The organism is Pseudomonas sp. fls2-241-TYG-175 (assembly GCF_030209155.1).
Taxonomy (GTDB): Bacteria; Pseudomonadota; Gammaproteobacteria; order Pseudomonadales; family Pseudomonadaceae; genus Aquipseudomonas; species Aquipseudomonas viridiflava.
The window spans coordinates 79,689-97,847 of sequence record NZ_JARVSO010000012.1; the positions used below are offsets into that span (position 1 = coordinate 79,689).

Here is an 18,159-nt window from a genome sequence, read left to right on the forward strand (position 1 = left end):
GAGTCAGCCATGGCAAAAAAGCCCGATGACGCGGCATTCATCAAAGATCCGCTCTGGTACAAGGACGCGGTGATTTACCAGGTGCATGTGAAATCGTTCTACGACTCCAATAACGATGGGATCGGCGATTTCGCGGGCCTGATCGACAAGCTCGACTACATTGCCGCGCTTGGGGTCAACACGATCTGGCTGCTGCCGTTCTACCCATCGCCGCGTCGGGACGATGGCTACGACATTTCCGAATACCGCGACGTGCACAGCGACTACGGCACGATGGCGGACGCCAAGCGTTTCATCGCTCAGGCCCACAAGCGCGGCTTGCGGGTCATCACCGAGCTGGTCATCAACCACACCTCGGATCAGCATCCGTGGTTCCACAAGGCCCGACATGCCAAGCGCGGCTCCAAGGCACGTGATTTCTATGTGTGGTCGGATACCGATCAGAAATACGAAGGCACGCGCATTATCTTTCTCGACACCGAGAAGTCCAACTGGACGTGGGATCCGGTGGCAGAGCAGTATTTCTGGCACCGCTTCTATTCGCATCAGCCGGACCTGAATTTCGACAATCCGGCGGTCATGACAGCGGTGCTGGAAGTCATGCGTTTCTGGCTGGACATGGGCATCGACGGTCTGCGTCTGGATGCGATCCCTTATCTGATCGAGCGCGATGGCACCAACAACGAGAACCTGCCGGAGACCCATCAGGTTCTCAAGCGGATTCGGGCCGAGATCGACGCCAATTACCCGGACCGCATGTTGCTGGCGGAAGCCAATCAGTGGCCGGAAGACACCCAGTTGTACTTCGGTGACAGCAAGGGGCCTGACGGCGATGAGTGCCACATGGCATTTCACTTCCCGTTGATGCCGCGCATGTACATGGCGCTGGCGCAGGAAGACCGCTTCCCGATTACCGACATTCTGCGTCAGACCCCGGAAATTCCGGAAAACTGCCAGTGGGCGATTTTCCTGCGCAACCACGATGAACTGACCCTGGAAATGGTCACGGATCGTGAGCGTGACTACCTGTGGAATTACTACGCCGCGGATCGTCGTGCGCGGATTAACCTCGGCATCCGCCGTCGTCTCGCCCCTCTGGTGGAGCGTGATCGTCGTCGGGTCGAGTTGCTGAACAGCATGCTGTTGTCCATGCCGGGCACACCGACCCTCTATTACGGCGACGAGATCGGGATGGGTGACAACATCTATCTTGGCGACCGGGATGGCGTGCGTACGCCGATGCAGTGGTCCATCGACCGCAATGGCGGTTTCTCCCGCGCCGATCCGGCCAGCCTTGTGTTGCCGCCGATCATGGACCCGATGTACGGCTTCCAGTCGGTCAACGTCGAAAGTCAGGAGCGCGATCCACATTCGCTGCTTAACTGGAACCGCCGCATGCTGGCTGTGCGCAAACAGCAGAAAGCATTCGGACGCGGCACGCTCAAGATGCTGTCGCCTTCCAATCGCAGGATTCTGGCGTACCTGCGCGAATACACCGGACCCGATGGCCACAGCGAAATTGTGCTGTGCGTGGCCAACGTCTCCAGCGCAGCCCAGGCCGCAGAACTCGAATTGTCGGCCTATGCCGGCACCGTTCCCGTCGAGATGCTGGGTGGCAGCGCATTCCCGCCGATTGGCCAGCTGAGTTATCTGCTCACGCTGCCGCCTTACGGTTTTTACTGGTTTCTATTGGCTTCGGAGAATCAAATGCCCAGTTGGCACGTCGAACCGGCACAAAGCATGCCGGACTTCCCGACCCTGGTGCTCAAGAAGCGTCTGGAGGAGCTGCTCGACGAGCCGCTCCGCAGCACCATGGAAAACACCTCACTGGCGGTCTACATGCCCAAGCGCCGGTGGTTCGCAGGCAAGGACAAGCCCATCGAGCGGGTCAATATTGCCTACGCGGTTCGTTTCGGCGATCCGGCACATCCGGTCCTGCTCAACGAGATCGAAGTCACCGCAGGCGAACAGACCGAACGCTATCAACTGCCGTTCGGCCTGCTGGCGGAAGAGGAAATCAACAGCGCATTGCCCCAGCAACTGGCGCTGGCCAGGGTCCGCCGTGGCCGTCAGGTGGGATTGATCACCGATGCCTTCACGCTTGAAACTTTCATTCGCGCCGTGATTCAAGGCATGCAGGCCGACACCGTGATCCCTTGCAATGACGGCGAACTGCGCTTTGAACAGACTGCGCAACTCGCGCCGCTGGGGCTGAACAACGAATCTGAAGTGCGTTATCTGTCGGCCGAGCAGTCCAACAGCTCGGTGGTAGTGGGCAGCGGTCTGGTTCTCAAGATGATCCGTAAAGTCAGCGCCGGTACCCACCCGGAACTGGAAATGGGCGCGTTCCTGACCAATGCAGGCTATCGCAACATCTCGCCGCTGCTGGGCTCTGTGGTCCGCGTGGGGCATGACGGTGAGCCGCATCTGCTGATGATCGCCCAAGGCTATCTGAGCAATCAGGGTGATGCATGGGAGTGGACGCAGAACAATCTGGAGCGCGCCGTTCGTGATGAGCTCGCGCATGGTGTTTCCGAGCAGGAGCAGCACTACAACGCGCTGCTTGAATTGGCCGATTTCTCCCGCAGCCTGGGGCAGCGTCTGGGTGAGATGCATCAGATTCTGGCCACGGCGACCGACAATCCGGACTTCGCCGTGGAAGTGACCCGCCAGGAAGATGGCGACGCCTCGGCAAAAAGCGTGGTGGCCCAGCTGGATCGAGCCTTGCAACTGCTTGAGCAGCGCAAAGGCGACCTCGGTGCCGATGATCAGCAACTGGTGGACGACCTTGTCGCCCAGCGTCAGGCCATCGCGCAGCATGTTGCGCGTCTCGCCAAGCGCTCGGTGGGCGGTCTGCGCATCCGCGTACACGGAGACCTGCACCTGGGTCAGGTGCTGGTGGTCAAGGGTGACGCGTACCTGATCGACTTCGAGGGCGAGCCTGCGCGTGCATTGAGCGAGCGTCGGGCCAAACACAGCCCGTTCAAGGATGTCAGTGGTGTGCTGCGCTCGTTCGACTACGCTGCCGCCATGGCCGTGCGCAGCGCGCAAAGCGTGGACACTTCCGAAGAGGCTGCTGCCGCCCGCAAACGCGTTGCCAGTACGTATTTGTCCCAGGCCCGTGAAGCGTTCATCGAAGGTTATCGCGCAGCGACCACCGAGATGGCCCACACCTGGAAAGATTCAAACGGGGAGGATGCCGCGCTGGAACTGTTCACCCTGGAAAAAACCGCTTATGAAGTAATCTACGAAGCCGAGAATCGCCCGACCTGGCTGGCTGTGCCGCTGCAAGGCTTGCGTGGATTGCTGCACCTGTCTGATGGAGAGCCAACATGAATGCACCTGACAAAACCGGTATGCGTCGCCAGGCGATGCCCGCCGCAGTGGACATGGATGCGTTGATCCGTGCTGAACATCGTGACCCTTTTTCGATTCTCGGCCCGCATGGCGATGGTGGCAGCGGGCAGTTCGTCCGCGCCTACCTGCCGGGCGCCCTGAGTGTGCGTCTGCTCGCGCCGGATGACGGGCGCGAACTAGGCGAGCTTGAGATGAGCGAAGTCCCGGGTTTCTTCATCGGTCATCTTGAACACCCTCAGCCCTACCAGTTGAAGATCAACTGGGCAGGCGGCGAACAGATCACCGAAGACCCTTACAGCTATGGCCCGTTGCTCGGCGAAATGGACCTGTATCTGTTTGCCGAAGGCAATCATCGCGACCTGAGCAGTTGCCTGGGTGCGCAGGTGACCAACGTCGGTGGCGTGGACGGTGTACGTTTTGCCGTCTGGGCACCGAACGCCCGGCGCGTCTCGGTGGTCGGCAGTTTCAACAATTGGGACGGCCGTCGTCACCCGATGCGTCTGCGTCACCCGACCGGTGTCTGGGAAATCTTCGTCCCGCGCCTGCAACCGGGCGAAGTCTACAAGTACGAGATTCTCGGCCCTCACGGTATTCTGCCGCTCAAGTGCGACCCGATGGCGCTGTCCACGACGCTGCCACCGGATACGGCCTCCAAGGTGTCCGCACCGCTGCATTTCAACTGGAACGACAACCACTGGATGGACACGCGGGCCAGCCTTCATGACGTGAGCGCGCCATTATCGATCTATGAACTGCACGCCGGTTCGTGGCAGATGGAGCAGAACGAGGAAGGCGAGTGGCGTCAATACAACTGGCGTGAGCTGGCAGACCGTCTGATCCCGTACATCAAGGAACTGGGGTTTACCCACATCGAGCTGATGCCAATCATGGAGCACCCGTTTGGTGGTTCGTGGGGCTATCAACTGCTTGCCCAGTTCGCACCGACTGCACGCTACGGCTCGCCTGAAGATTTCGCGGCGTTTGTCGACGCCTGTCACCAGGCGGGCATTGGCGTGATCCTTGACTGGGTGCCTGCGCATTTCCCGACCGATACTCACGGTCTGGCTCAGTTCGATGGCACTGCCTTGTATGAATACGCCGACCCCAAGGAAGGCTTCCATCAGGACTGGGACACGCTGATCTACAACCTGGGCCGCACCGAGGTCCATGGCTTCATGCTGGCGTCGGCGCTGCACTGGCTCAAGCATTACCACATCGACGGCCTGCGGGTGGATGCGGTGGCCTCTATGCTGTACCGCGACTATTCCCGCAAGGCGGGCGAATGGGTGCCGAACCGTTTTGGCGGCCGCGAGAACCTCGAAGCGATCGACTTCCTGCGCCACCTCAATGACGTCGTCGCGCTGGAAGCGCCGGGCACCATGGTCATCGCCGAAGAATCCACGGCGTGGCCGGGTGTCAGCCAACCGACCCAACAGGGCGGTTTGGGTTTCAACTACAAGTGGAACATGGGTTGGATGCATGATTCGCTGCACTACATGGAACAGGACCCGATCCATCGTGAGCACCATCATGGCGAATTAAGCTTTGGTCTGATGTACGCATGGTCCGAACGCTTCATCCTGCCGATTTCCCACGATGAGGTGGTACACGGCAAGCACTCGCTGATCGACAAGATGCCCGGTGATCGCTGGCAGAAGTTCGCCAACCTGCGCGCCTACCTGACATTCATGTGGACCCATCCCGGCAAGAAGCTGCTGTTCATGGGCTGCGAGTTCGGCCAATGGCGCGAGTGGAACCACGACGAGCAACTGGACTGGTACCTGCTGCAGTACGCGGATCATATCGGCGTGAAGAAGCTGGTCAGCGACCTGAACCGTATCTACCGCGAAGAAAAGGCCCTGCACGAACGTGATGCAGAGCCGATGGGATTCCAGTGGCTGATCGGTGACGACAAGACCAACAGCGTGTATGCCTACTTGCGCTGGAGCAAGGAAGGCGAGCCGTTGCTGGTGGTCGCCAACATGACGCCGGTTCCGCGCATGGACTACCGCATCGGTGTGCCGTTCGATGGCAAATGGGTCGAATTGCTCAACAGCGATGCCGAAATGTATGCAGGTTCCAACATGGGCAATGGCGGAGGGGTAGTGGCCGATGATCAGCAGGCACACGGACAGCCCGTGTCGCTGAGTCTGAACCTGCCACCGTTGGCGGTGCTGATTCTCAAGCCGGTGGGGCGTCAGGACTGAAAGTAATGACCTGTTATAGGTCATAGGGCACGGTGGGAGGCGTCACCACGTCTCCGACGTTGCGCTGTCGCGCAGCAGGCACGAACCGTGGGAGGAGGCTTGCCGGCGATGCGTTCTGTCAGTCGACTTTTTTGACTGGCTTTACGCAATCGCCGACAAGCCGCCTTCGTCGTTCAAAGGTTTTGTGCGGTAGAGCGCTGGCTGCAAGTCGATTACCAACTCAGCCTGATCCCGACGCTGAAGCCCGTTTGTTGCGTGTCCCTTCCGCTCAGCTCCCGCCTGTGATCCGCGCTCAGGTAAACACCCAGGTGTTCAGATGGCTGTGCCACCAATCCGGCACCCAGACTCGCGGTTTTCGAATCATGTTCTGTTCTGATCCTGTCGACACTTTGATAAATAACGATGTCGTGGCCGTTAGCGTCGCGCCAGAGATCGGTCCTCATATAGGGCTCTACGGGCACTCCCCAGGGTCTGTAACGACCCTTTAACCGTATGCCCAAACGCCCCGTGTTCCGGGACGGGCTATCAAATTCGAGAGAGGATATCCCGTCGTGCCGATCGTCCAGATCGACACGCTGGTGAATGACCTGTACCTGCGGTTCTGCCACCCAGTTGGCGCCAACAGGCAAGGGATAACCGGCCTCAATCGACAGACTTACTACGTGACCGTCGATATCAACGCGCACGCCACGCTCGGAGCGGCTTGAGCCGTCGAGGCGTGTGCCCATCGCCACAGCGTCCACATAGCCTTGACGGGGACCGATCAGCGTCCAGTACGCGCCGATGCTATCGCCGCGAAGGCTCAATCGGCCGGTACGAGTGTCCTCGAATCCGCCCGCGAAGCCCTTGATGCGTCCTTTCAGGCGATTGTTCGCCACGAAGATGCCGACCCGCTGGATCGCGCCATCGCCAGGCTGCCAGGCAAACAGGTCGTGGCCGATCTGGTAGCCCTCAAGCGACGCGTCGAGGCTCGGGCTGACCGTACCGGACCAGTGCTGTTTGAGATCACTGCCAAATACGCGCGCCCAGCCTGCCGGGCTCGCACCCTGTTGATTCAGCAAATACTGATCGCCCTGTCGTTCGTGGAAAGTGCCTAACGAGGACGTCGCCAAAAGGGCAGCGGCAGGCGCTATGACGGAATAGTCCGGCACCTCCTGCCGGTAAATCGGGACCGGTGCCGCACCGCGCAGGGGCTCGGGCAGTGGCGGTGTGCCGACGGCCGGAACGGGCAGGGTGGCTGCAGGTTGTGGGATAGTTGGGGCGGTTGGTTCGGGTGTTGGTGGAACAGGTTCGGCAGGAGATTCAGGCTCAGGTGGTGGCGTTGGCGTTGGCGTTGGCGATGGAGGTGTAGGTGCTGGCTCCGGCGCTGGATCAGGCTCGGCAGGCAGACTCGCAATCGTCAGTGGTGGTGAAAGCACGGAGGAACGCAGGAACCAGCTGTTCTCGCTGCCCGCCGTGGCACCGCCCTTGAACAGGTAATACTGGTACGCCCCGACCGACAGCGAGTTCTCCAACGAGAATGCGCCGTTGTCACTGGTTGCCCCTTGAATGGCCTGGACCACTTCGATGCCGTTGCTCTGGGTCAGCGCGCCCGGACCGCCTTCGTTGATGACGGTCATGCGCGTGGTTCCGCCGATTCGACCCTGGGCGATCACCAGCCTGTCACTGTCGGAGCTGTCGTCGCCCAGCACCGACTGCACTAACAACTGCCCGTTGAGACCGGTGTAATTGCCTTGCACCGTCAGGGTGTCCCGAGCGAATCCGCCGCTCAGGTCCAGGGCGCCTGCATTGTTCAGCGTGGCGGGCGTGGTGCCGTTGAATGACCTGATCGCGCCTGACGCGGATGACAGGCGACTGCTGGCATCCATGTTCAAAACCCCGGTTCCGCTGGCGCTGTCTCCCAACGTCAGGTCGCCCGCCAGGTCCATCCGTGAACCATTGCTCAGATTGACCGTTTCCCACTGGCGATAGCGGGCGGGCACTGCCGAGGTCGTGTTGTCCAGCGTCAGCGTATCGTTGCCCGTTCCGCCATCGAGCACGCTGCTGGTGCTGAGGTAATACTCGCTCAGGTTGTACAGACGGGCGATGTCGTCGCCTTCGGCCATCAGTACGCTGCCCGTCACGTTGCCGCCATCACGCCAGGTGAACTGGTCGTTGCCGAAGCTGGCCCTGATGCCGCCGATGATTTCGCCGCCACTGAGGGTCAGTCGGTCATCACCGCCACTGACGCTGACTGCGCCACCGATTCTGCCGCCGGACACGTTGATGGTGTCGCGCCCGAAGCCGGTGACCAGATTGCCAATGATCGTGCCGCCGGAGAGATCGAACAGGTTGTCGTCCAGCTTCATGTCCACCCGCCCGATACTGCCGCCACTCATGGTCGCCCGGTCGCCATCCTCGAACGCTCTGGTGATGATGCCGCCCGTCATCTGGAAGGTGTCGAGTCCGTCGCCCTGAGCCAGTGAGCCGATGCTGCCCCCGCTCATGATAAAGGTGTCCGGTTCCGCTCCCTGGCTGATATCGCCGGTGACGATGCCCGCGGACAGTGAGAACCGGTCTCTGCCAGCGCCTTGCGTGACATTACCGGTAATACGGCCCGAGTTCATGTCCACGCTGTCCAGACCCGGGCCGAATGTGACATTGCCATTGATCGAGCCGCTGCCACCGGCAGGGAAAATCAGCGTGTCGTTGGCCCCCGACCAGGTCACTGCGCCGCTGCTGCCGCTGTCACAGGTTTGCGTGTCACTGCCGGGCGTCGACACCAGAGCGCACGCGCCTTCGGCGTAGGGCGAAACGATCACCAATAGCGCGACGGTCAGAAGTTTGCCTTTGCCACACTGCGGGAACTGCTTGAGGGTCATGACTGCTCTCCCTGTGAAGTGGTCAGGGAGGCATGAAAAGGTTGCGTCGGGTGCCCGGCTGCCACGTCAGTGACGTCGCGCTGGAGGCTGGCGACGACTGCTCTGCCAGCCCACAGAAAGGGCCGCACGTTCAAGTCAAGGATGGATCCCGTTCAGCGTCAAGAAGTTGACCGACCGACGGCAAAGGGATTGGCTGAATACGCAACCTATGGAACAAGCAGAGAAAAGCTTATAGCGTAATGAGCGTTTTCAGGCGGTTTGGCGAGCTCGGCGAGACAGCCAGAGGGTCAGCAGCAAAGCGCTGATCGAGAGCAGGGAGGCGTAGAAAAATATCCAGTCATAACCCTGACCCAGCGCGATGGCCCCCATCACCGGGCCGGCAATCGCCAGCGCCAGATCAAAGAACACCGCATAGGCACTCAAACCTGCGCCTCGACTGGGCGTCGGCACGCTCTTGATCGCTTCGACGCCCAGCGCCGGGTAGACCAGAGACAGACCGATACCGGTCAATCCCGCGCCAGCCAACGCGAAGCCGCTGCTCGGTGCAAGCCACAGTAATACCAGTCCACAGGTTTCCACCGCCATGCAGAGAATGGCCGCGTTGAACCCGCCGAGTCGATTGATGGCCCCGATGAATAGCAGCCGGGCAAGGATGAAGCACACCCCAAACATGCTCAGGCAATAGGCTGCGCCTTCCCAGCCACGGCTCAGGTAGAAGAGGGTGATGAAGGTGGTCAAGGTGCCGTAGCCGATGGAGGACAATGTCAGCCCCAAACCATAGGGCGCAATGCGGCCGAACACCGACCAGTAGGGCAGGCGTTCGCCGGTAATGATGGGCACTGAAGGCTTGTTGCGTATCAGCCACAACGCCAGGCCTGCCATGACGATCAGCGCAATACCCAGGCTGTTGAAGCCCACAGCGTCGATCACCACCACGCCCAGTGGTGCACCGATGGCGATGGCGCCGTAGGAGGCAATGCCGTTCCACGAAATCGACTTGGCAGTGTGTTCCGAACCCACCTTGCCGATGCACCAGCTGATGGTCCCGACGCCGATCAGTCCTTGGGAAACGCCCAGAAACAGGCGGGCCAGAATCAGAATCGACAGGCTCGCAGTGGGAAAAGGCTCAAGCAGGGTGGCCAGCAAGGTCATCGCGCCACTGATACCAATGCCCCACAAGCCGAAGACAATCGCGCGTTTACTGCCCAGTGTATCCGTGGCCCGACCGGCATAGGGTCGGCTGAGCAGGGTGGCGAGGTATTGCGACGCGATTGCCAGACCTGCGATCAGCGGACTGAAACCCAACTGGTCATGAACATAGCCCGGCAGCACCGCGATCGGCAGGCCGATGCACAGGAAGGCGATGAAGGTGTAGAGAACGATGGAAACGATTTGCAGCGTGATCGTGATCGAACTGGGCTGCACGGCAGATTGTTCAGGTGAGGCAGGCATCGGGCTCGTTCGCTGGCAGGCGGTGGGCGTGAATCATCATGGCCCGCGTTGCCCATAAATGAAAGCACGCTAACGGTTTATCTGTCGCTGCACGGCGCTGTTGCCGTTGCGTTTGGATAGTCATAGGATGACTGATCACAAACAATAACAAAAAGGTCTTCCATGAAAAAAATCCTCCTGCTGGCCGCTGCGGTTGGCTGCTCGTTCGGTCTGCCGGTCCAGGCATCGACCTTCGCTTATATCTCAAGCCCCGCCGACGGGCTCATCTCGCAGTACCAGCTGGACGACGCCAGTGGCGCGCTCAGCCTGGTCGAGCAGACCAAGGCAGGCGATCAGGTCAACCCGATGGCGCTATCGCCCGACGGCAAGGCGCTGTTTGCAGCGTTGCGCGCCAAACCGTATCAGGTGGTCAGCTTCAGCATCGAGCCTGTGACCGGGCATTTGAAGCCCTTGGCTCAGGCGCCATTGGCAGAGAGCCTGGCGTACCTGTCCACCGACCGCAGCGGCCGCTTTCTGATGGGCGCGTCCTATGGCGCCGATTTGTTGAGCGTGCAGCCCATCGACGCCCAGCATCGCCCCAGCGACAGCATTCAGACTTACAAGACCGGTATGCACGCGCATTCGGTGCGCACCGACCCAAGCAACCGATTCGCCTATGCAGGCAACCTCGGCGTTGATCGCGTTCTGCAATACCGCCTCGAACCCAAGGACGGCAAGCTGGTGCCGATCGGTGAGGGCTATGTGACGGTTCCTGAAAACACCGGACCGCGCCACCTGGCGTTCGCACCGAATGGCAAATTCCTCTATGTCGTCGGCGAAATGAGCGGCACCGTCACGGCCTTTTCGATCAATGACAAGACCGGAGGCTTGAAGCAGGTCAACCAGGCCAACGGCATTCCCGAGCGTCTGAAGCTGGCTCCGGGGCAGGCGCGGGATGCGCGTAACAACGACTTGAAGGACGATCCGACCCCGCGCATCTGGGCCGCTGACGTGCGTATTTCGCCCGACGGCAAATGGTTGTTCACGAGCGAGCGCACCAGCAGCAGTGTGTCGGTGCTCAAGGTTGACCCAGCCACTGGCAAGGTCACGTTCGTGGAAAACTATCCGGTTGAGGAAAAGCAGCCGCGTAACATCGCAGTGGCGCCGAACGGACGCTGGTTGCTGGTGACCGGGGAGAAAGCCGAGAAGGTCGGCAGCTACAGCATCGCAGCGGACGGCGCGTTGAAGCGCGTCGGTGAGGCACCGTCAGGCAAAGGCGCGTTGTGGATCGAAATGCTCAGCCAGCCTTCGCAGTAATACCACCCGTTTTGTTTTGGTGGTTCTGAAACGCAAAACCCCTGCCGCAAGGGCAGGGGTTTCAGGTACAGCAAGTGCGATTCGAGGCGTCTGGCTTAGAACGCCACGCCCTGGCTGCGCAGGTAGTCGTCGTACGTACCGCTGAAGTCGATTACGCCGCTCGGGCTCAGCTCGATGATGCGCGTGGCCAGCGAGGACACGAACTCACGGTCATGGCTGACGAACACGAGAGTGCCCGGATAGTTTTCCAGCGCGAGGTTGAGGGCCTCGATGGATTCCATGTCCAGGTGGTTGGTCGGTTCGTCCATCACCAGCACGTTCGGCTTTTGCAGGATCAGCTTGCCGAACAGCATACGACCCTGTTCGCCACCGGAAATCACTTTGACCGACTTGAGGATCTCGTCGTTGGAGAACAGCATGCGGCCCAGAGTACCGCGAACCAGCTGCTCGCCACCCTGGGTCCATTGACCCATCCAGTCGAAGAGGGTGCTGTCGTCTTCGAAATCGTGAGCGTGGTCTTGCGCGTAGTAACCGATCTCTGCCGACTCGGTCCACTTGACCGAACCTGCATCCGGTTGCAGCTCGTTGACCAACGTGCGCAGCAGGGTGGTCTTGCCGATACCGTTCGGGCCGATGATCGCCACGCGCTCGCCGGCTTCAACGGTGAAGCTGAAGTCCTTGAACAGCGGCACACCATCAAAACCCTTGGCCATGCGCTCGACCACAACCGCTTGACGGTGCAGCTTCTTGGTCTGCTCGAAACGAATGAACGGGCTGACGCGACTGGACGGCTTGACCTCGGCCAGCTGGATCTTGTCGATCTGCTTGGCGCGGGAGGTGGCCTGCTTGGCTTTCGAAGCGTTGGCCGAGAAGCGGCTGACGAACGACTGCAGCTCGGAAATCTGCGCTTTCTTCTTGGCGTTGTCGGACAGCAACTGCTCGCGGGACTGGGTCGCCACGGTCATGTATTCGTCGTAGTTGCCCGGGAACAGACGCAGTTCGCCGTAATCCAGGTCAGCCATGTGCGTGCACACGCTGTTCAGGAAGTGACGGTCGTGGGAGATGATGATCATCAGGCTGTTACGCTGGGTCAGGATGTTTTCCAGCCAGCGAATGGTATTGATGTCCAGGTGGTTGGTCGGTTCGTCGAGCAACAGCACTTCAGGATCGGAGAACAGCGCCTGCGCCAGCAGCACGCGCAGTTTCCAGCCGGGCGAGACTTCGCTCATCGGGCCGTTGTGCTGTTCGATGCCGATACCCAGACCCAGCAGCAGTTCACCGGCGCGGGACTCGGCGGTGTAGCCGTCCATTTCCGCAAACTCGGTTTCCAGCTCGGCCACGGCCATGCCGTCGTCTTCGCTCATTTCCGGCAGCGAGTAGATGCGATCGCGCTCGGCCTTGACCTTCCATAGCTCTTCGTGACCCATGATCACCGTGTCGAGCACAGTGAATTCTTCGTAGGCGAACTGATCCTGGCGCAGCTTACCCAGACGCACGTTCGGCTCCAGCATCACCTGACCACCCGAAGGCTCGAGATCGCCGCCCAGGATTTTCATGAACGTGGACTTACCGCAGCCGTTCGCGCCGATCAGGCCGTAACGGTTACCGGCACCAAACTTGACCGAGACGTTCTCGAACAGGGGTTTGGGGCCGAACTGCATCGTGATGTTAGCTGTGGAGATCAATTACTTTACCTATCAATAGCTTATGGTGCGCTTATTTGGGCCGGGACCCATTCAGGGCCAATCAGGAGCCTTTCCGGTTCGCTCCAGTCCGGGCTCGAGTTGATCCATCGCGCATGCGTCGACAGCAGCATCAGCGCGTTATGGCCGAGCTGCCGGGAGATAAATGCGGGGGTTCATGCCAGACATGGCGCGCATTGTCGCATAGGTATGGCGACAGTTGTATGGCGGGCTGAAGTGGATGTCCAGATTCTCCACAAGACCGTGCCATTGAGGGGCCTTTCATTCTACTGACGCACCATGACGAAAGCGATCAGGGTTTTACCTTGCGCCCAGCCATATGCTGTAAATACGCGATCAACTTCTCCAGATCCGCATCCGGCAATACCGCTTCCGAAAACCCCGGCATCTTTGCCTGCGGCCACTGCCGCAGATCCTGTGGATTGCGAATGTAGCGTTTGAGGAAGTCCGCTCCCTGGTACTCGGTCGGGTTGTAGGGGATATTCAAATCCGGTCCGAACTGCGCATCACCAGCACCGTTCAAGCGATGGCAGGCCAGACAGTTTCGCTGAAACAGGGCAAAACCCTGATTGATCGGATCGTCAACCTTCAGAGCAGGGGCCGGCAACAGCGCGGGGAAGCGTTCTGCAACCGAGGCCATGCGCTTGATGCTGGCCACCTCGAATGGCCATTGTTCCGGGCTGATGTTTCCAGCCTGCGGATCCGTCCATACCAGATAGAAAGGCCCCGCGCCGGGCTTGCCTTCAGCCAGTGGCGGCCACGGATGGGCGGGGTCTTCGATCGCCAGCCAGGCCCGTGCGCCTTGGTCATTGAGTAGCGGGGCGGCCGCCAGTTCGGCGGCAAACCCGTCCAGGGCCACGGCCTGCAGGTGATCGTCAGGCTTGATTCCGGTCAGCAATGCAGCCAAGGGCACTGCGCTATAGGTCATGTCCCGGTGGTAGGAGACATCGTCTTTTACAGTAATGGCCTGCAACTGGGGATGGGTAAGCAATTCTTCGGTTTGCCAGGTGCGGCTGCTCTCGCCGAGTTGCATTTCCAGTTGAGCTGCATACAAAGGCATGCTCAACATCAGAGCGCCGAACACAATAAGTGTTTTCAAAGTTCCGCCCTCGCTTTTGTGTTATCGAGCGTAGGCCGGTTATACAAAGGCATGGTTTCGCGGTCCAGTGAAGAAATCGACAGGTGCCCATGCTGTGCTGTTTCGAACAGAGGTAGAGGGCTCTCGACGCTGTGGGGCGGGACGGGCATACCACATCGCGCCTGACAAAGGCTGCCGCCATGGCCGCTAAATGCACTCACACAGATCAAGCTTGGCACTTTGCAGCCGAAACAGTCGAACGGAGGAAAAAACAGGCTACGGCAGGCTGCTACTGAATCATCTTCGGCTATTAGAAAACGTCACCTTCATAGAACGTTCGCCCGAGGTCGTTTTAACCACAAGTGTGCAAGTCATGAGGTCTGCAATGCTTAGAAACGCCCCTTTGAGTACCAAACTGCTACTTATTCTGATGTTCCCTCTGCTTGGCTTTCTGGCCTTTGCGGGGATTTTCGTGGCTGACAAAAGCGATACGCTCGGTTCCATGAACCGGGCTGTTACCGCTACCAATGCTGCACAGAAACTGAGCGATGTCGTTACTACCATCCAGCGTGAACGCGGCGCCAGCGGCGTGTTTCTGGGCAGTGGTGGCAAGTCCATGCAGAACGAGCTGAAGACCTTTCGCCAGGAAACCGACAAGGCGGTTGGCGTGATGCGAGCGCAAACGACCGAGGGTATTCCTGCGCCGGACAAGGTGCTTCGTGCGCTGGATGATCTGATCGCGCTGCGCCTCAAGGTCGATTCGCAGGCAATCAACAATACCGAATCCGGTGCCCGCTTTACCGACCTGATCAAAGTCCTGATCGGCTTCAATTATTCTCTGGAAGCGAGTATCGACGATCCACAGATCCTGCGCGGGTTGAGCTCGCTCAACCAGTTCGTGGATATGAAGGAACGCGCTGGCCGAGAGCGTGTATTGCTCGGTCTGGCGTTCAACCAGAACCGCTTTGACGCAGCACTGTTGTCACGCTTCAGCCGCAACCTCGGTGAGTTCTCCGGCTATTTCGAAGCTTACCAGCGCTGGTCGCCTGTCGAATTCAAGAACAAGCTGGATGCCGTTCTGCAACAGCCCGGCTCACTGGAAGTGGCGCGTCTGCAGCGTCTGGGTTTCGATACGCCGCTGGGTGATCCACTCAATATCAAGCCGGAAGACTGGTTCAACCTGGCCACCGTTCGCATCGACTTGATGGCCAAGGTGGAGGCGGAGCTGGGGCAGATGGTGGTGGGTCTTGCCAGTGATGAGCGTACCGACGCCGAACGCAGTCTGTACGTGGCAATCGCGATCGTGGTCCTGATGTTGATTGCCGTGCTGTGGCTGGCATCGGTCATCATTCGCAATATCAAGATCGCCGTTGTTGATGTGAATCGCACCCTGATCTCGCTTTCGACCCGTGACCTGACAGCCAGGACTCTTTATACGGGCAAGGATGAGTTTGGAGAGATCGCTCGCAATCTTGACAACATGGCCCTGCAGATCAGCGAAGTCATCCGCGAGATTGGCAGCGCCACCGCACAGGTCGCCACCGCGGCCGAGCAATCATCTGCCGTAGCCCTGCAGACCAGCAACAACGTGGCACAGCAACGTCAGGGCACTGACCAGGTCGCCACTGCCATCAGCGAGATGAGCGCCACGGTCAAGGACGTCGCACGCAGCACCACCGATGCCGCCGAGATGTCACAGCGCGTCAATGCCAGCACTCTGCAGGGCAAGACTGAAATCGAAAACACCATCAGCCTGATTCAGGGACTGGAGGTTCAGGCTGAACAGACCTCGCGGATCATTGGGGAGCTCAAGGGTGAAAGCGATTCGATCTCTTCGGTTCTGGATGTGATTCGTGGCGTTGCCGAGCAGACCAACCTGCTGGCCCTTAACGCTGCCATCGAGGCTGCCCGCGCAGGCGAGCAAGGCCGTGGTTTCGCCGTGGTCGCCGACGAAGTGAGGAACCTGGCCAAGAAAACCCAGGATTCCACCGTCAGCATCCAGAACATGATTGCCAACCTGCAGTCCGGCTCTGATCGGGCCGCCAGTTCCATGCAGGAAACACTGGGCAAAGCGAAGGAGGGCGCGAGCAACGTGGTGCGTGCCGGTGAGTTGCTGGAAGAAATCGCCGAAGGCATTGCGTCGATCAGTGATCGCAATATTCAGGTGGCTTCGGCCGCCGAAGAACAAAGCCTGGTCGCCGAGGAGATCCACCGCAACGTCAACGACATCAACACGCTGGTGGTTCAGGTCAGCGCAGGTGCCGAGCAGACAGCCGTCACCAGCCGCGAGCTGGCACGACTGGCCGAACAGCAGCAGGGGCTGGTCGGTCGTTTCAAGGTGAGCTGATCCAAAGGATCTGTTCTGATATCAAAGGCCTGTGAGCGTCAGCTTGCAGGCCTTTTTTGTTGGTCGTTGGCGCAGGTCATTCCGATGCCGCAACATCATCCGTTATAGCCCGAAAGCCCCAGCATGTGTCGAACACCTTCCAGGCTCAGCCTGGGGATGACGTCGTCCGGTACTCTGGATGTCGCCGACAGGTTGTAGACCTGGAAGTCGTCACCCATCACCGAGTTGGCCATCAGTTTCAGGGACGGCAGGATCCGCGACTCATAGTGTTGGTCAAGCCCGCACGGGGACAGTCTGGCCCCAGGTGTTTCGTAGTAGCGTCCTGCAGATTGATTCATGTCGAAACCCACCAGAAACACCTTGCTGAAGCCAAGGTGATGGGCAAGTTGCAGGGCCAGATACATGACGGTGCGGGCGTCGAAAAAGCCCAGGCTCATGTCCTTGCTGAAACCGATGTCCCTGCTGCGTCGGCTGAACAGTGAAAGCTTTCTGACCAGATCGGATCGCTGTTCGAAAAGGCTCGCGGCACCCAGCCGGTCGGCCTTCTTCAGCGCATAGACATTGCCCCTGGGCGAAGTTCGGAGCTTCCCGATCTGGCTGTCCCATAGGGCGATGTTGTCGCTGCTGCGCATGGCCTGGGCAAACAGTTCCGGCTGTTGCCTGGAAAAGTCCCGGTCCGAGCAGACGTAGAAGTGGGGGTTGATTCCAGCCCTGGTAAACATGGAAATCGCCCCATTCATCGTAATCATGGGGATGCAGGAAAACTCCCTTATCGGGAAGTCTGCTGCCGAGGCGCCCGAACCCACCAGAAAGACCGGCCCTGCCGAGTTGCCCTTGCAGTTGCCGAAATCTTGCTGATCACAGATATCATCGGAAACCTCGATGGCAACAGGCATAGGATAATCCGTTACTTTCGAAAAGTGTCTAATCATCGTGATGGCTTATTGATGTTATATGGTGCGGGTTAGTTACATACGCTGGTATTGGATGATATCACCCTGCATCTAAAAATAGTTCGCCAAGTTAAATCGCTGTTTTAGTCATGTATCCGGATTGTATCTGTTAGTTGTCCGAAGTTGCAGATGAATATCGAATATGAGTACGGTTGATTGGCTCGCCATCGTGATGAGGTGTCCAGGCGTAATGCGATGAAATACATGGATTTAAGTCAGTATGATGTCGTTATGATATTGCTTTGTGATATCATTTTAACTTGATGATTGTCCAGCAACGGAGTTGCAAAAATGCGCCCAGCGTCACCCCTCAAAATCTCCCTCTTTGCCATCGCGGCCTTTGCCGTTACCGGTTGTGCGAGCATCGTCAGCGATTCGAAATACCCGGTAGCGGTGACATCCAGTCCCTCCGGCGCTGCTTACGAGATCTTCAGGGTGGCGTTTCCGTTCGCTCGGGTGTCACGCCTGACGAGGTGACGCTGAGGGCTGGAGCGGGTTATTTCGACGGCGAGAAATACACGGTCACCTATCGCAAGGACGGCTATACCAGCAGCACTCAAACACTCGAGTCAGGCATTGACGGTTGGTACTGGGGCAACATTGTTATTGGTGGGCTGATCGGCATGCTGATCGTCGATCCCGCAACCGGCGCCATGTACACGCTACCGGAGAAGATCAATTCGACACTGACGGTAGCGCCGGTTTCGGCAATCTCTGCTGTTGGGCAGTCTTCGGTGCAGGTTCAATAGCTGCGGGCCGATACGCTCTTGTATCGGGCTTCAGGAATTCAAACGCCGCGCCTTCCCAGGAAGAGCGCGGCGTTTTTACGCGTGTCAGGGGAACTAGATGATGGCATTGCGAGACTATAGGTTCGCTTATGTTCGACAGGCTGTCTGATCGAGCGC

The 18,159-nt window shown here is 59.2% G+C and carries 10 protein-coding genes and 1 pseudogene; 5 read left to right on the forward strand and 6 right to left on the reverse strand.

Annotated features, from left to right (window positions below):
- Positions 1 to 9: 9 nt before the first annotated feature.
- Both treS and glgB read left to right on the forward strand, forming a co-directional pair.
- Positions 10 to 3,336: a maltose alpha-D-glucosyltransferase gene (gene treS / locus QRN20_RS10220; protein ID WP_285360307.1), complete on the forward strand. Its 3,327-nt coding sequence runs from the start codon at positions 10 to 12 to the stop codon at positions 3,334 to 3,336.
- On the forward strand, positions 3,333 to 5,564 hold the full coding sequence (gene glgB, locus QRN20_RS10225) for a 1,4-alpha-glucan branching protein GlgB (RefSeq protein ID WP_285360310.1): 2,232 nt from the start codon (positions 3,333 to 3,335) through the stop codon (positions 5,562 to 5,564). The genes treS and glgB overlap by 4 nt, the downstream gene beginning before the upstream one ends.
- 212 nt (positions 5,565 to 5,776) lie before the next feature.
- Here glgB and QRN20_RS10230 read toward each other — a convergent pair whose 3' ends face one another.
- Positions 5,777 to 8,425, reverse strand: a complete 2,649-nt coding sequence (locus QRN20_RS10230) for an autotransporter family protein (RefSeq protein WP_285360312.1) — start codon at positions 8,423 to 8,425, stop codon at positions 5,777 to 5,779.
- A 249-nt stretch (positions 8,426 to 8,674) separates the two neighbouring features.
- Positions 8,675 to 9,877 carry an MFS transporter gene (locus tag QRN20_RS10235; RefSeq protein ID WP_122509644.1) on the reverse strand — a complete coding sequence of 401 codons (1,203 nt, stop codon included), beginning with the start codon at positions 9,875 to 9,877 and terminating at the stop codon, positions 8,675 to 8,677.
- A gap of 162 nt (positions 9,878 to 10,039) precedes the next feature.
- Here QRN20_RS10235 and QRN20_RS10240 point away from each other — a divergent pair, with 162 nt between their 5' ends.
- Positions 10,040 to 11,173, forward strand: a complete 1,134-nt coding sequence (locus QRN20_RS10240; RefSeq protein WP_122560033.1) for a lactonase family protein — start codon at positions 10,040 to 10,042, stop codon at positions 11,171 to 11,173.
- 95 nt (positions 11,174 to 11,268) lie between these two features.
- Here the strand turns inward: QRN20_RS10240 and QRN20_RS10245 are convergent, their stop codons facing one another.
- From QRN20_RS10245 to QRN20_RS10250, 3 genes and pseudogenes are all read right to left on the reverse strand, one after another.
- Positions 11,269 to 12,858 carry an ABC-F family ATPase gene (locus QRN20_RS10245; protein WP_025995726.1) on the reverse strand — a complete coding sequence of 530 codons (1,590 nt, stop codon included), beginning with the start codon at positions 12,856 to 12,858 and terminating at the stop codon, positions 11,269 to 11,271.
- A gap of 20 nt (positions 12,859 to 12,878) precedes the next feature.
- A pseudogene (locus QRN20_RS26865) lies at positions 12,879 to 13,098 on the reverse strand (hypothetical protein); the annotation flags it as partial.
- Between the two features lie 70 nt (positions 13,099 to 13,168).
- Positions 13,169 to 13,945, reverse strand: coding sequence for a c-type cytochrome (locus QRN20_RS10250; RefSeq protein ID WP_285360326.1), 777 nt, complete (start codon positions 13,943 to 13,945; stop codon positions 13,169 to 13,171).
- Positions 13,946 to 14,384: 439 nt separating this feature from the next.
- Between QRN20_RS10250 and QRN20_RS10255 the strand changes: the two genes are divergently transcribed.
- Positions 14,385 to 16,301 (forward strand): methyl-accepting chemotaxis protein, encoded by a 1,917-nt coding sequence (locus QRN20_RS10255; RefSeq protein WP_025995797.1) that lies wholly within the window; start codon positions 14,385 to 14,387, stop codon positions 16,299 to 16,301.
- Positions 16,302 to 16,396: 95 nt separating this feature from the next.
- Here QRN20_RS10255 and QRN20_RS10260 read toward each other — a convergent pair whose 3' ends face one another.
- Complete coding sequence (locus tag QRN20_RS10260; RefSeq protein WP_122517605.1) at positions 16,397 to 17,197, reverse strand: WaaZ-like lipopolysaccharide core biosynthesis protein; 801 nt, start codon at positions 17,195 to 17,197, stop codon at positions 16,397 to 16,399.
- A 320-nt stretch (positions 17,198 to 17,517) separates the two neighbouring features.
- Between QRN20_RS10260 and QRN20_RS10265 the strand changes: the two genes are divergently transcribed.
- Positions 17,518 to 18,003 carry a hypothetical protein gene (locus QRN20_RS10265; protein ID WP_285360318.1) on the forward strand — a complete coding sequence of 162 codons (486 nt, stop codon included), beginning with the start codon at positions 17,518 to 17,520 and terminating at the stop codon, positions 18,001 to 18,003.
- Positions 18,004 to 18,159: the final 156 nt, after the last annotated feature.